The organism is Nitrospira calida (genome assembly GCF_976986435.1).
Genome location: NZ_OZ335950.1, coordinates 489,715 through 505,469, shown reverse-complemented (window position 1 = coordinate 505,469; position 15,755 = coordinate 489,715). Strand labels below are relative to the sequence as shown.

Annotated in this window: 10 protein-coding genes; 8 read left to right on the top strand and 2 right to left on the bottom strand. The window is 59.1% G+C overall.

Features of this window, described 5'->3' with window-relative positions:
* Positions 1-185 precede the first annotated feature (185 nt).
* From ACWHTU_RS02600 to ACWHTU_RS02580, 5 genes are all read left to right on the top strand, one after another.
* On the top strand, positions 186-2,285 hold the full coding sequence (locus ACWHTU_RS02600; RefSeq protein WP_447861407.1) for a universal stress protein: 2,100 nt from the start codon (positions 186-188) through the stop codon (positions 2,283-2,285).
* A 149-nt stretch (positions 2,286-2,434) separates the two neighbouring features.
* On the top strand, positions 2,435-3,748 hold the full coding sequence (locus ACWHTU_RS02595; RefSeq protein ID WP_447861406.1) for a radical SAM protein: 1,314 nt from the start codon (positions 2,435-2,437) through the stop codon (positions 3,746-3,748).
* Positions 3,749-4,270 carry a hypothetical protein gene (locus tag ACWHTU_RS02590; protein ID WP_447861405.1) on the top strand — a complete coding sequence of 174 codons (522 nt, stop codon included), beginning with the start codon at positions 3,749-3,751 and terminating at the stop codon, positions 4,268-4,270.
* 382 nt (positions 4,271-4,652) lie between these two features.
* Positions 4,653-4,826, top strand: a complete 174-nt coding sequence (locus ACWHTU_RS02585; RefSeq protein ID WP_447861404.1) for a hypothetical protein — start codon at positions 4,653-4,655, stop codon at positions 4,824-4,826.
* Between the two features lie 749 nt (positions 4,827-5,575).
* Positions 5,576-5,755: a hypothetical protein gene (locus ACWHTU_RS02580; protein WP_447861402.1), complete on the top strand. Its 180-nt coding sequence runs from the start codon at positions 5,576-5,578 to the stop codon at positions 5,753-5,755.
* On the opposite strand, the gene ACWHTU_RS02575 is transcribed toward ACWHTU_RS02580, so the two are convergent.
* Complete coding sequence (locus ACWHTU_RS02575; protein ID WP_447861401.1) at positions 5,752-5,982, bottom strand: hypothetical protein; 231 nt, start codon at positions 5,980-5,982, stop codon at positions 5,752-5,754. The genes ACWHTU_RS02580 and ACWHTU_RS02575 overlap by 4 nt on opposite strands.
* 490 nt (positions 5,983-6,472) lie before the next feature.
* Positions 6,473-7,201, bottom strand: a complete 729-nt coding sequence (locus ACWHTU_RS02570; protein ID WP_447861400.1) for an IS1595 family transposase — start codon at positions 7,199-7,201, stop codon at positions 6,473-6,475.
* 476 nt (positions 7,202-7,677) lie between these two features.
* Between ACWHTU_RS02570 and ACWHTU_RS02565 the strand changes: the two genes are divergently transcribed.
* The 3 genes from ACWHTU_RS02565 (at position 7,678) to ACWHTU_RS02555 (ending at position 15,675) form a co-directional block, all read left to right on the top strand.
* Positions 7,678-10,350 carry a M4 family metallopeptidase gene (locus ACWHTU_RS02565; RefSeq protein ID WP_447861399.1) on the top strand — a complete coding sequence of 891 codons (2,673 nt, stop codon included), beginning with the start codon at positions 7,678-7,680 and terminating at the stop codon, positions 10,348-10,350.
* A 54-nt stretch (positions 10,351-10,404) separates the two neighbouring features.
* A complete protein-coding gene (locus tag ACWHTU_RS02560) occupies positions 10,405-11,529 on the top strand; it encodes a DUF3015 family protein (RefSeq protein ID WP_447861398.1) in 1,125 nt (374 codons plus the stop codon).
* Positions 11,530-11,760: 231 nt separating this feature from the next.
* Complete coding sequence (locus ACWHTU_RS02555) at positions 11,761-15,675, top strand: two-partner secretion domain-containing protein (protein WP_447861397.1); 3,915 nt, start codon at positions 11,761-11,763, stop codon at positions 15,673-15,675.
* Positions 15,676-15,755 lie beyond the last annotated feature (80 nt).

The following is a 15,755-nucleotide window of genomic DNA, read 5'->3' as shown; positions in this document are numbered from 1 at the left end:
GCGGGGAGCGAGGACGGATGGGCTGGGTGGCGCCAGGACCCGTTCCTTCTCTTCCGATATGTCCCTTGCAATCCCCGCAATTCCGGTGCTATCATGCCTGCTCATTTCGGCTCAGGACCATTTTTGTTTGGATTTTCTTGGGATTAGAGTCTCCGGGCCGATGGGTTCCTGAAGGAGGCGCCTCGATGTACAAGACGATCTACATCCCGGTCGACAATTCGGACCATTCCAATATGGCTGTTGACCTCGGGATTCAGCTCGCCAAAACCTTCGGCTCCAAGATCGTGGGCAGCCACGTCTATGCGGCCAAGATGCACGATAAGCGGTTCAAGCAGATGGAGGCCGGCCTTCCCGAGGAATATCACGACGAAAAAGAGCTGGATCGGCAGCGGCAGATCCACGACTCCTTGATCACCCGCGGATTGCAGATCATCACTGACTCCTACCTGGATTACGTTGAAAAGAAATGCTCCGAAGCCAACTTGCCTCTGGAACGGCGCTCCCTGGAGGGCCGAAACTGGAAGGTCCTGGCGGAAGACATCAATACCAACGGCTATGACCTGGTCGTTATGGGAGCGCTGGGGGTTGGGGCCGTTAAGGACAGTGTCATCGGCAGCAACACCGAACGGCTTGCCCGCCGCGTCCGTAATTCCGACATGCTCATCGTCAAGCAGACGCAGCCCATGACGGGCGGGAAAATCGTCGTGGCGGTGGACGGCAGCCCTTACTCTTTCGGCGGGCTCATGACCGGCATCACGTTGGGCAAGGCGCTGAACAAACCGGTCGAGGCCATCTCGGCCTTCGATCCTTACTTCCACTACGCCGCCTTCCACAGCATCGCCGGGGTGCTGAACGAAGAAGCCGGCAAGGTGTTTCGCTTCAAGGAGCAGGAAAAGCTCCACGAGGAAATCATTGACAGCGGCCTGGCCAAGATTTATCAGTCTCACTTAGATATCTCGCGCGAGCTGGCGCAGGCTGAGCAGACCGACCTCAAGACCACCTTGCTGGACGGCAAGGCCTTCGAAAAGATCATCCAGTACGTCCGGAAGGACATTCCGTGGCTCCTGATTGTCGGCCGAATCGGCGTCCACAGCGACGACGACATGGACATCGGGAGCAACACCGAGAACCTCCTGCGCAGCGCCCCCTGTAACATCTTGATCTCCAACCGGAAGCATGTGCCGCCGATCGACACCCAGGCCGAGTACACCATCGCCTGGACCGAAGAAGCTCTGCGCCGGATGGAGAAGATCCCCATCTTCGCCCGCGGAGTGGCTAAGACCGCCATCCACCGCTATGCGATCGAAAAGGGCCACACCATCATCAGCAACTCGGTGGTGGACGCCGCCGTCGGCCACATCCTGCCGAAGGGCGCCATGGAAGCGATGAAGGCGCTCGGGGCCGGTCTCGAAGCCGCCGGCATCGACCGAAACAAGATGCAGGCGGACGACGAAGTGGCAAAGGATCTCATGGGTTCCACCCTGAGCGGCATGATGACCGAGATCGTGCAGGAGAAGCCGAAAGTCAGCGCCGGCACGCAGGCCTACCTGGACCGGATGAGCCAGAACTATTTCGTCTGCGACGGCTGCGGCTACATCGGCAAGGGAGACACGCCGGTGAAGTGTCCGGTCTGTGGCGCAACCGGCGATCGCTTCAAGCAGGTGGACAAGAGCATTTTCGAGGCCGCAGCCAAGGCCGAAGGCGGGTTGGAAACCGATGTGGCGTACGACGACGTGCCGATGCAATGGACCAAGGACGCCAAGGAAGCCATCCGGGCGGTACCGGCCGGGTTCCAGCGTCGCCGCGCAAAGGCGAAGATCGAGAAGAGCGCCCGTAAGCTCGGCATGACGACGATCACGTTGGAGTTCGCCGCCCCGATGATCAAGGAAGCCGCGGCGGAGGACTATACACCCATCTTCGCCAACAAAGGCGCCGGCACGGCGCCGTCCGCGGAAGCCAAGCTCGCAGTGGTCTCCGAAACCCGGGAATCCGGCCCGGCCAAGAGCGACCACAGCAATGGAAACAGCCCTACAGAGCCGGCCTCGCCGTACACTTGGACGCCTGAGGCCCAGGCCAGGCTGGAACGGGCGCCCGAAGGCTTCATGCGCGACTGCACCCGCGCGCTGATCCAAAAGCACGCCGATAAGATCGGCACAACCGTGATCACGCTCGAAGTCGCCAACGAGGGAATCGAACAGGCCAAGGGCTTCATGCAAGAGGCGATGAAGACCGGCAACCTGAAGGACATCATCGCCAACCTCACGGGCAAAACTACTTCAAGCTGAAAATGTGGAATTGTCCGAAGAGTTTTCTCAGTATTCCCCGGTTCTCATTCCCAATTCCACGTTGTCCCTAGCTTATGGGTAAGTCGCTGCCGATCATCAATGGCCCGCAACACCTGGCGAGGATGCGTGGATCGCTCGGAGAGCGGATCATGCGGTTCGCTCCCGGGCCCGGTGCCGCGGAAGGGTCGCGCGACGGCCGGACCGTGGATGATTTCAAGCCTTATCTCGTCGCGCTCAATCTCACCAAACGCTGCAACCTCAAGTGCGCGCACTGCTATCTCGACGCCACCACCAAAGCCGGCGGCGGCGCCGATGAGCTGACCACCGAGGAATGTTTCCGGCTCATCGACCAGATCGCCGAGGTCAACAACAGCTGCCTGCTGGTGATCACGGGTGGGGAGCCGCTGACCCGTCCCGACATTCTGGACATCGCCCGGCACGCCGTGAAACTCGGCTTCATGGTCGTTTTCGGCACCAACGGCATGCTGATCAACGACCGGGTGGCGAAAGAGCTGGTGGAGATCGGCGTCATGGGCGTCGGGATCAGCATCGATTCGCTCGATCCCGAAAAGCACGACCGGTTCCGGGGCCTGCCCGGCGCGTGGAAAGGCGCGATGGCGGGGATCGAAGCCTGCAAGCGGAACGGGCTTCAATTTCAAATCCATTTCAGCGCCCAGCCCATGAACTACAAAGAGTTGCCGGACGTCGTCAAGTGGGCCCACGCTCTCGGCGCCAAGGTATTGAACGTCTTCTTCATGGTGTGCACCGGTCGCGGCGAAGAATTGACAGACATCACCCCGGCCCAATACGAGGAAGTGCTGGGCTACCTGGTCGAATGCCAGGACAGGTACAAGGACATGCTGGTACGGGCCCGCTGCGCCCCCCACTTCAAGCGGCTGGCCTACGAGAAGGACCCCAACTCCCCCATCACCAAGGCGACCGGCTACATGGGCGGCGGATGTCTGGCCGGTACCAACTACGCCCGCGTGACCCCGAACGGCGAGCTCACACCCTGTCCATACATGCCGCTCTCGGCCGGCAATGTCCGCGAGAAGAGCTTTGCCGAGCTGTGGGAGCAGTCGGACATCTTCGACTCATTCCGCTATCCCCACCTCAAAGGAAAATGCGGCGACTGCGAATACAGCGAGATCTGCGGCGGCTGCCGCGCGCGGCCCTACGTGGACCACGGCGACTGGCTCGACGAAGACCAGTGGTGCCTCTACACGCCGAAGGGGGGCGAGAAGGTGCGCGTCGCCTTCAACACGCCGGAAGAGACGGCAATCGAGTGGGACGAAGCGGCGCAGACCAGGCTCAACCGCATTCCCTACTTCCTGCGCGCCATGGTCAAAAAGGGCGTCGAACGCCATGCCCGGGAACAAGGCATCCCGGTCGTTACCGTCGAGCTGATGGAAGAGCTGCGGAAAAAACGCTTTGGGAACGACGCGCCGGTCTTCAAAATCTAAATGGACGCACTCCAAAGTCTCCTCACTGACATCAATCAGCTCATCCCTATCATCAACCATTGGTTTCACCTTCTGTCCGCTGTCATCTGGATCGGCGGGCTCGCCTTTCTCGTCATGGCCGTGACGCCGGGCCTCAAGAAGACGGTCCCCAAGGAATACATCAAACCCATCACTGACGCGTTCTACAAGCAGTACAAGAAGGTCGCGGGCACGTTGTTGGTTGTCCTGTTGTTCACCGGCGGCATTAATCTGCACTACGTCAATCAGTTGCTGTTGTCGCAGACGGGTGAAGCCGTCAATCACCATGCAAAATATTTGACGGTGTTCTTCATCAAGCTCTTTCTCGTTCTCTGTCTCCTGACCCTCTTCCTCTACACTGTCATCTTCTCCAACCCAGGCGCCGAAGCCGAGGAAGAAGACAAGGAAGAGGGCTATGAAGCGATCCCCTACCAACGAGCAGCCCTCTGGATCGGCTTCTTCATCATCCTCTGCGCCGCCGCCATGAAGCACCTGCACCAGTAGCAGGGCGGGCATAAGGCCTCTATCCACACTGTATCTATCTAGATAACCTCGGTTATTGAATTCGATACGGTCCATTGGTCCATCAGGTCTGATCACTCACCGCGCTGTCCCGCTCGACCGAGCCCATCCTTTTGCAACATCAACGCATTCTTGCCCGACGGCAAAATGTCAGATTTTTGCTGACGCGATGGCACGGCGGTTGCTCAACCTAAGGCGTGTCGTTCAGCAAGTGGGCGGGATAAGGTCGATGACCAATGCTCAAACAGTTCACATGAGTCTTCGGTCGCGACCCGATATCACATCATGAACATCGCCCCTTCCCCGAGACCCTCCCCCTTCAAGGGGGAGGGGAAGGTGGGGGTGACCCAGGAGGGACGCCACCATGGACATCGCATGGGGAATCGCAATGGCAGGGTTCGCGTTGTTCGGGATGCTGGCGGTGTGGATTGCCGTCGAAACCATGGAGGACGAGACCTCCGAGACTGCCGCGATGCAGAGACCCCAAGCTCCGGCAGGCATCGCCCAGCGGCCGGCCGAACTCAAGAAAGCGGCGTAACGTGGAGTCCCTCCGGCGGGGCACGGAGCCGGCCGATGGCTCGTCGGTTGCAGGCAGACAGCCGCGAGCACAAGGGAAATCTCTGGAACTGTGCCCATCCAGAGTGACACGGCCGCCTCAACGCTCACGCCATCGGGCCGCGACCCTCCCATCACGAGGACCGCGGCCCACTCTCTCCCCATTTTCCTCTCCCCGTTGTGGGAGAGGGTCAGGGTGAGGGGAAGAGGCACTTACTCCCGCTCAGAACGAAAAGACGCTTCGCACGCAGGGCCGACGCACGAACCGTCTCCACGAGTCAACAGGGGTTCGCCGGCGGGACCGATTAGAATCCGAGAAGTCTCCGCGGATGGGAGGCCGTTCGAAGCCGCTAAGGGGTGCCCATTTCGGAGCCACAGCCGGCCCTCCGGGTCCTTCGAAAGCGACAGCCGGTCGACATAAAAGAAGGTGGCCTCCGGGAGGACCGTCAGCAACACGCCGCTCGGCTCAGCAGGCGGCGAGGCCGTGTCGGACAGAGCGGTGCATCCAGACGCGAAAGCGACAAGCAACAGAACCAGCAAGGACAAAGGGTTACGCCACATAGGGATCCTCCTGAAATAGGTGCTGGTCCTCTCTCGGCTCAACGGCCAAGAGATCGAAGAGAAACGGTCTTAGGGAAGTGTAGCAGGCGCTAAACAATGCGCCGGCAGAAGGAACCAGGGGCGAAGCCAGGAGGCCAGGGAAAGCGAGAGGGCAGGTTGAGAGGAGAAACGGTGGGAAGAGCCGAGGCCGACGACAACAGGCCGGTTCAACCGGTGCCCGCGAAGCTGACCGGGAAGGCCAAGAGGGAGATTCTCAAGGCGCTAAACGCAGACACCCTCCCTCCTCCCGATGTCATCCACCTGCTGTTGTACCGGAAGGCCGAAGGGACAACGGGAGGCAGGCGCCACTAACGCTTGTGTAGCGGCTTGGGCCTTCCGTTCTTCTTGAGTTCTTCAAAGGCCTGCTGAATTTCGAGGCGGATGACTTCCATGAGAGATTCTTTTAAGGCAGGGTCGCGAAAAGCGGCGCGCAGTTCCTCTTCCGTCACTTCCTGAATGACCGAAGCGAGGGTGTTGTGGATTGTTGTGCGGACTCCCTCTCGGATCAGATCCTTGAGGTTGGGCTTTGTGGGATTCATAGGCTCTTTCGGTTCTGTTGAATGTCAGTCTCGATTGCTAAAAGCTCTTCTGACTCAGGGAAGCTTACAACAATTCGAAGACGCACACAACACCTCACGCGCTGTCCGAATTCCATGGTACCGCGTCCAGCGAGCGGTTCTCTTGAAAAGACGGAGGGGAAAGGCAACGAACCAAGCGACTAGCTCTTCGCTACCAGCCAAGGAATTTGAGACCCGGTTTGGCTCTGGGCTGCTTCATGCGACGTGATGGTGTCTCTTGAGTCTGTCAAGAGAGCGCGAGATGACAAGGGCGGACACCTTTCGTTGCACGCTACCGGTTATGGCGGTGCGTCCGCCAATAGGTTGTGGAGGCCCCGATCACGGCAACGATGGCAAGGACGAAGAGGTTCCATTCAAACGGACTTGTGGGCATTGCCTCCATCGAGCCAGAAGGCCCAGAAAAAAGCCCGCAGGTTGCTGTCGCTCCAAAGAGTACGATCAACCACGAGGCTTATCCAGTGGCAACGTCCTCGTGTCTGGGTAAAACCGCAGTTGGTGCAAGCAGACGGTGGAGCATAAGTGCGATGAAGTCAGTGTCTTTGGGAAGGCGATGCGTGAAGTCGGCCTCCACGAGATATCTTTGCAGGTGTTTGGGCGACACCGAGCGATGACGCGCCACGAGATTCGGCTTCACATGGCCCCAATGGCCCTCGATGCTCTGGGTGTGGGTCTGCCCGCGCACGAAGCGTCGGCAGTGGGCCACGCGCCGGTGCCGGTCGCCCAAGCCGCGTACCCGGCGGGAGCTCCACAGCGCATCGGTAAACAGCCGCGCCCCCTTGGCGACGTGGCCCTGGAGGCTCTTGGGAATCTCGGCGGAGGCGACCGAGGGGATCACGAGCGACCGCACCCGGCCGTCGCGCACCTTCAGCCCGATCACCACGGTTTTGTGGGCCGCGCCCCGTCCCCGTTTGCCCTTCTGCCGGCCGCCGACGTAGGTCTCGTCCACGTCGAGCCGCCCGCGCAGCTTCCGGGCCAGGACCTCGCGTTTGAGCGCATCGCGCAGCCGATGCCCCAGCTCCCAGGCGCTCGGGCGGCTCACGACACGTTCCCGAGCGAGTGCGCGTGCCGAGAGGCCGATGCGAACAAGCCCGATCGCGAGCCCCCCGTGGGAAGCGGCAGCCGCGAGTCTGCCAGGGCCGTGCCGGTGCGAAGCGAGACACGCGACGCGCAGGCCGTGCACCGAGAGCGTACCGTCCCGCGCTCGCGCCGCGCGGAGAGGTGCCGCGCGCCACAGGCTGGGCCGGCCACGCCCATTGGCCAGCGCAACCGATGAATGACCCAGACGCAGGTCCGTTCGTTGGCAATGACAGGTCGATCGTCGTCGAGCCCCAGGAGAACACCTCCCGGGGCTCCACCGTAGCAGCAACCGTTTTACCCATTAAGTAGGACATTGCCTTCAAAATTGTTCCGAAGGTACTACCTCCGGGTCCTGTACCTCCGGGTCCGCTGGCTCCAAAGCCCTAATGTTCCTGGCGCACAGCAGAGTGGCGATGCGCAAAAGGAGAGCAGGCTTCTTGATACTGAATAGCTCGAGAAACCTTTTGTATTCGTCAGTCTTAGTCTTATGGAGCTCACAGTGCACGAGTCTTTACAGGCGGTTTTCGGTTCCAGGTTGCTGCACAGTGTTCGGTTACGTGTCTCAATAGGAGAGACGTCATGAGAGGCACGGAAGCGCTTTCCCAACTTCTACGACGCGATCCGACCTTGCGATTCCGGTATGACTCTGGATTAGACGTCATTCGTCATTTGCGGGGCAACCTGGATCGAATAGAGAACAAAGGCTTAGAGGCTTTGTCGTCGTCAGTCTTGCGATTCTTGAAAGCACACCGCGATCTGTTTGGAGATATCGGAGATATCGACATTGCCCGGTTGAAGATTCTTGCGGCACATTCGGATCTCCGGGAGGGTAAGCATCTCATTCTCCAGCAATATCACAACTGTTACCGCGTCTATGGCGGCACCGTGCGATTTCATATTTCGAAGGACGGGATCCTCGACACGATCAACAATCACCTCTTTCCTGATCTGGCCAGTGTCCCGCTCGAGCCACACGTGAGCGTTGAAGAAGCGGTGGAAGCCGCCAACAAGCGCATTAAACTCCCGGATCTTCCAAAGCAACAAGCTGAATTGCTTGTCTATCGCCACAAGGGAAGGGCGCATTTGGTTTGGGAGCTTGCCTTGGGTAGAAAAACCGGAGAGCCGGGCCCCTTACCACAGTGGATCGCTTCTGTGGATGCTATGACGGGAGAGGTGCTGGTCTGTTACGACAATGTCCCATCAGGGGCGCCGACAAACGGGAGGGGAAGAGGGTACTATTCCGGAGATGGGGAACTTAACACCTGGCGGGATGACACCGGAACACAGCCTACGTATCAGCTTCGCGACACGACCCGCGTAACACAGACCCCTCGTGGTCCTGAAATTATCACCGACGACGCTGGGGCTAAGCCTTCGGAAGATCAAGACAACAATTGGGATGATCGGACCACATCGCCGCGCGAGGCAAACCAGGGGCCTGAAGTCGATGCCCATCGCTACGCAGCAGATGTGTGGCATTACTTCCAACTCCACCACGGTCGCAATAGCTGGGATGACAACGGGGGTAACTTCGAGACATTGGTCCATTACCAGACCGCCAAGTTCGGAGAATTTTTTGGAAATATTCCAAGAAGCGCGTCCAGCCCTGGCGTGGCACTTATCGGCCTCAGTGATGGCGATATGTCGTCTTTTGACTATTGCTCCTGCAAGGATTGGGTCGCTCACGAGTTTAGCCACGCTTATGAAGCAGCGACATCGAACCTGAAGGGAAGCGGTGAAAGCGGCGCGTTGAAGGAGGCGATCTGTGACATTTTCGCTGCCTTCATCACCGGTGACTGGCTCGTGTTTGAAGAGAGTTGGTTGAAGCAAGCCTCCGCGCCGGCCGCCCGCAACATGATGGATCCAACCAACGGAGACAAATGGGACAATTCCACGGAAGCGCGCGCCCAGGCGAGCTATTCAGACGGCCATTCCCCCAGCCATTATAACCGACGATATATCGGCACCTGGGACAATGGCGGAGTTCACGCTAACGCCGGAATCATTAACCATCTGTTCTACTTACTCACAAACGGCGGGACGCATCGCATCAGCAACATCGCAGTGACCGGTATCGGCCAGACAGCGGCCGAGCAGATGCTCTATCACTGTATGGCAACAATCTGGGCTGGTAGGGCAAACAACGAAAAGACATTTCTTGATTTCCGAGAAGCCATGCTGGACGCGTGCCTTGATCTGTTCCCCTGTGACCTCTTTGTGCTATCTCAAGTCAAGAACGCTTTCAACGCGGTCGGTATTGGGCCGGACGTCTACGTGCGGGACAATCTTGCGGACACGGGAGTAGAACCATATCCGTGGCCTTATCTGTGGGCGAGCCCGGACATCATTAATCGACAGGCCCGCTCGGCAAATCCCGATCCGGAGTTTGCGAATCTTAACGATGATACCCTGTCGCAAAATGTCGCCTCTGGTCAGGATAACTTTATTTACGTGCGGCTCCAAAACCGTGGGGCAGCTCCCGACGATGCGACGATCAACGTCTACTTTTCTTCCGCCACGACGTTCGGCACGCCGGTCTCGTGGACTCATATCGGCACCCTCTTCGAGACCGGAATAGCCCCGCGTTCTCTTCGAATCGCCGGTCCGCTGATCTTTCCCAAGGCTTTGATCCCTGGACCAGGTCACTACTGCTTGATTGTCGTTGTCACGAGCGCGCTCGATCCCGCTCCGGACCACACATGCATCGCTTCCATCTCCGATTATCTGAATTTCATCCGTAACTCGAACAATGTCGCCTACCGCAACCTGGAGGTCGTGGACCTCTCACCCGGAGCCGGTGGCGCCATTGACCTCGAAGTACGGACGATGCCGCAGACGCGCGAACCGTTCGATTTGCAAATCGACGCCGCTCGTTTTGTCCCCGGTGCACAGCTTCGGATCTATGGCCACCCACAGATACTGGATGGGACCATCGCCCGCGGGTTGAAGTTAGTCAAGCGTACTCGCGAGGCGAATATCTATGAACTGCTGAGTGGAGATCAATTGGCCAGACATCATGAGTTCACGGGGTACTGTGCGTCGGCGGATCAAACCCCGCACGGTTTCGAGCGTGTCATGGTCGAGCAGAAGTTCCGGCTAAAACTGGAGTATGCGCTTCCCGACAGAGATCACTTGGAGAAATTACGTCGGGCAGAGGACGATGCCGAATATATGCTCAGCGTTAAGCAATTGTGGCACGGAGAAGCCGTTGGAGCTTTCACGGTAAAGTTCCGTGTACCGTCACATCTGTAGAGCCCAGGTTCTTATTGAACGGGCAGCTCACGTGGCTAACCAAGGGAGGGGGTTATGAACGCACGTGATGTGGTTCTGGGGCTTCTCATGGTGGGTGCGGCGGTGATTGCTCCACCATCAGGGTATGCCGACCATATTTACGCCACCGTCGACGGGGTAAACGTTGGGCCGGATAATCACGATGTATGTAGCCTCGGAGGAGATCCGTATCTGCTTTTGGCCGCAGACTGTAGTGGAGGTGCCAAGACATACGGACGTCTGGTGATTTCGGGAGCCGGCGCCGGTAACCCGGCACGGATCGTGGTCAAGTCCGATGGAATTCAGGACAATTTGACGCTGACCGGTGCGACGATCAGGACGAACGTTGCCACGGGTTCAACGCTCACGGATGGCCCTTTCTCATTTTGGACTGTTCCGCTGGCGCAGTTGCCCAACACATCGACGTATGGCGGAGACATCGGGTATCAGCTCGATGTGGTAGGAAGTTTCTTCCGACCGGGCAGCAAACCGCTGAACGACCGGATTTGGGTGGATACCTATCTGCAGCATCCCGTACCAGGCTCGTGGAGCCCGGCCATGAATCATTATGACAAGACGATGACCTCCGCCAGTTGTCCACAAAATAACGTCCCTTGTAATTTCTCCAATGCTCCCAGTACCCCGTACAATGTCAGTCCCGGATTCAACGACGACCGAGGGGCGAAGACCGCCTTGTTAATCACCATTAAGAGCGGCGACACACTGACGATTCCGACTGACGGCCTCGTCGTCAAAAGCACCGCCCCTGGTGGACAGCCTGGCGGAAGCGGTGTAACGAACGGCTGTCCGAGCGGGCCGTTCAGCTCGACCTGCTGGACGGCCAAGGCGCTGGGTTGTTATGCCTGTGCCGCACAGCAAACCGCAACGAAGGAACAGCAAGTCAAGATGTTTGCGTCCTCTAATTGGGAGAATTTGTCACAAGACATGGCCCGCGGCGGCGGTGAACATTTGGCTTCTCTCGCGACATTGCTCAGGGTACCGGCGGAACACCAGGCTGAATGGTTCGGTATCGCTCGGGATCGTTATCAAACGTTGGCGACACATCGGAGAGCCGCTCCTGAGGTAATGCTGAACGAATTACAAAAGGCAATGACGGAGCATCCGACTCTTGCCAAGGTCATTTTGAAACCTGCTGACTGAGTGGGCGGTGAGTATCGGACCGGATACATGATGTATCCGGTTCGATGCTCTTTGTTAGAGTTATTCGTTCGGGTCAGGATTGAGGATTCACCAAAGTTTTCCATTAGCATCATTGACTTTCGTGCAAGCCGTCCGCCTTCCGAGGAGCGAACAGATGAGGCACAGGAGTTGATGGTAAAAGAAAGAGACCGGTCTGGGGATCTTGTGAAAACTGGCCAGCGAAGATTGGTCATGAGCAGAAGAGCCGCAATCAGCTTGAGTCTAGCTGCCCGGATTTACCTCACGAGCGGTCTGTTCACGTCGCTGCTGTTCCTCGTTTGTGCTTACACGGACATGGCTCGGGCGCAAGCGCCATTACCTCCGATTACCTCTTCCGGGCTCAACACCCAGGTCAGTGCACCGATCCCTATCAACGGTAAGACCCAGTACGACATCACGGGAGGAACAAGGTTCGGGACGAACCTGTTTCATAGCTTCGGTCAATTCAATGTCCCGACGAACAACATTGCCAACTTTCTGAACGATACCCCACATCTCGCAACGTCGAATATTCTTGGTCGTGTCACAGGCCCGAATCCATCGAGTATCTTTGGAACCATTAAAACAACTGATTTCGGCAATGCGAACCTCTTTCTGATGAATCCGGCCGGGATCATCTTCGGTCCCAACACCAGTTTGAGCGTCGGCGGGTCGGTCACCTTCACCACGGCGAACTATTTGCGGCTGGCAGAAGCCGGCGGAACGAATGCCGGAATATTTCACGCCGACCCTAATCTGACAAGCGTGCTGACCAGCGCCCCTGTAATAGCCTTTGGATTTCTGAGCTCGAATCCGGCAACCATCTCCGTGCAGGGCAGCAATCTCTCCGTACCAACCGGCCAATCTCTCTCACTCGTAGGCGGGAACCAGGGGTTCATGTACGCCGATCCAGACACCGGCAATCTGGTCTCTGTGCCAAATGGGTTCCCCGTGGCCGGGGCTCGGCTCTCTGCGCCCAATGGTCAGATTCAGTTGGCCAGTGCAGCCTCGCCTGGCGAGTTCCTGCTGTCGAACCTGCAGCCGGCGCCGAACATTAACGGCGTCTCTTTCTCCTCGTTCGGCACCGTCAACTTAGCCCCAGGTTCCACGATCGACGTTAGCGGCACCGAGACGGTGTCCATTCGCGGCGGGCAGTTTGTCCTGTCAATGAACGACTCCGTGCTGAATACCTCGGCGAGCGAGCCGGCGACGCATATGGTCTCGTTGAGCACTGGCAGCTCGATCATCTCGTCGAACAGTGCTTCAGAACCGGGCTCAGATATACAGATCACGGCGGCGAACATTCAGATGGATGGAGCCTCCGTCACCAGCCAGACAATAGGAAGCGGGCCGGGTGGCAACATTTCAGTCACCAGGCAGAACATCAACCTCGCCAACGGGGCGCAGATCGTCAGCAGCACGACTGGCGCCGGTGATGGCGGGAACATCAGCATTTCCGCGACGGAAACGCTCTCTCTCTCGGGTTTTGACACAACTGGAACCCTGCCCGGTCTAAGCACGGGATATGTCTTTAGCCCGGATACAGGCCTTCCTTTGGTCACGAGCGGGGTCTTCACGACCACTTCAGCCATGGGGAATTGCCCAGGATGCTCAAAAGGGGGGGCGATTCAGATCACCGCCCCAACGATCACGCTCGATAACGCCGGCGCGGTTGCGACGATCACTTCCGGTGATGGGCGAGGAGGCGACATCACCCTCAATGGGGGCATTCTGAATCTGACCGGCGCGGCTCAACTCTGGAGCTCGGCCGGACAAGACCCTGTGACGTTTGAGTTCAGAGGCAGCGGCAACGGCGGCGATATCAAAGTGACGGCAGCCAATTCCGTCCTTATCTCCGGAGGCAACCCTGACCTATTTGCGAATAGTATCATCAACAGCACGGCGCTCAACACCGGTCGCGGCGGGAACATTTTCATCACTGCTCCCAATGTCTCACTGCAAGGTGGCGCAACCGTTCTTAGTAGCACGTTTGGTTCTGGAACGGGGGGAGAGATTGCGATCTCTGCCTCGAATCGGCTTTCCGTATTGGGGCTGGATGAAATCTTTGGAATTCCCAGCAATCTCTCCAGCCTAGCAGGATCGAGCGGGAACGGCGGAGCGATCACCGTCAACGCCGGATCCGTAGCCCTGGCCGGCTCAGGAAGGATTCACACTGAGTCGTTTGACGTGGGAAATGCAGGCGATGTGACCCTGCAAGTTCAGGGGAACCTGAGCATCACCGGTCTCGGGGTCATCGATTCAGCGGCATCCAGCAGCTCGTCGGGAAATATCAGCGTCAGTGCGGACACGGTCACTATCGCTGGACATGTCGGCGGCCCTTTACTGGGACAAGGACCTTTCCAAGCTAGTCAGATTGTAAATGCAGGAGGAAGCGCAACGGGAGACATTGACATCAATGCTCGGCAACTCCTCCTGACAGACGGGGCCAGAATCAACAGCGACGCAGGATTCGGAGCGCCTGGCGCCATTAGGATCGCGGCCACCGAATCGGTCACAGTCTCCGATGGGGCAAAGGTTCGGATGGATACCAGTTCAGCCTCTTCCGGTGGTGGCCTGATGGACATTACAGCTCCAGCCATCACGCTGGACCAAGGTATTCTTCAAACCCTGACCGTCGGCCGAACGGACGCCGCGTCTATCAACCTCCAAGCCGATAACCTGACGCTGTCGGGGGGCTTCATCGACAGCAGCACGAGATCTGGCAGTGGCGCCCGAGGCGGTGACGTCACGATTGCCGTGACGGACAAGTTCGTGACTACCGGGCAATTTACAGGCAGCGGTACTGATTCCCCACGTCCGGCAGGCATCAGCACCTTCACGGGATCGCTGGGCGGTAACGCCGGCAGCATCTCCATTTCGGCTGGTGCTGTAGATGTGTCCGCCGGAGCAAGGATCAACAGCAGCAGTGATAGCCCCGGCGGTGGCGGTGCAATGACCATCACAGCAGGAAACTTCATTTCTCTTCAAGGCTCGGGGACCGGTTTACTCAGCGAAGCTAATAAAGCCGGACCAGGAGGAACCATCATACTGCAGGCTCCTCAAGTCCAGATCACCGACGGCGCGGTGGTGTCGGCGAAAAGCACCGGCTCGGGGGCGGCGGGCAGCGTGACCATCGAAGGTCCGGCCAGCCCGGCTGAGTCCATCCTCATCGACGGCTCCGGCAGCGGGGTCTTCACCGCGACCTCGGGCACCGGCGCGGGCGGGGACATGTTCCTCCACGCCAACTCCGTCACGCTCCAGAACGGCGGCACGCTGTCGGCCACGAGCACAGGCACCGCGGCGACCGCCGTCGGCGGCACGATCGGCATCACCGCCACGGACTCGGTGAGTCTGACCGGCGGCGCGTCCATCGCGGCGAGCAGCAGCGGGCCGGCGCATGCCGGCAACATCGCCATCGACGCCGGCCACTCGTTCTTCATGCAGGACAGCTCGGTCACAACGAGCGCCACGCAGGCCAGCGGTGGGGATATCTCGGTCCAGGCCAGTTCGCTCTTCCGGATGATCAACAGCCGGATGACGGCCTCGGTCCAGCAGGGCTCCAACACGTTCGGCGGCAACATCACCATCGATCCGGAGTTCGTCATCCTCCAAAACCAGAGCCAGATCCTGGCCACCGCCGTGGAGGGCACGGGCGGCAATATCCTGATCGTGACCCCGGTGTTTCTCAGGGACCAGACCAGCATCGTGGACGCCTCCTCCCAGTTCGGCCGGAGCGGGACGGTGACGATCCAGTCGCCAACCTCGCAGTTGGCCGGGACGTTGGCCACGCTCCCGCAGTCGGTGCGCCAGGCGGCGGCCCTCACCACGGTGCGCTGCGCGGCGCAGATGGGCGGCCAGGCGAGCAGCTTCGTGGTAGCGGGGCGGGACACACTGCCCACGGAGCCGGGCGGGTGGCTGATGAGTGCGCTCGCGACGGCGAGCGCAGGCGCGGGGGAGCGCGGTCTGTCTGGTCTCTCTGCTCCAGATCGACCAGGAACTCCCTCGCACCAGACAGACCCAAGAGAGCAAACAGACCCAACTCCCGTTCTCCCATTGCGGCGGATGACGCCGACTGGGTTCCTGACGCAGGCGTTTGCGATCGAGGGGGCGGCAGGCTGCGGCTCGTAGTGACTGTATCGAGGTAGATACGCGGCGTATCTAGGTCGATACGATTGAGCTGCGTGGCAGGTTGACCTGTTTACCTACCC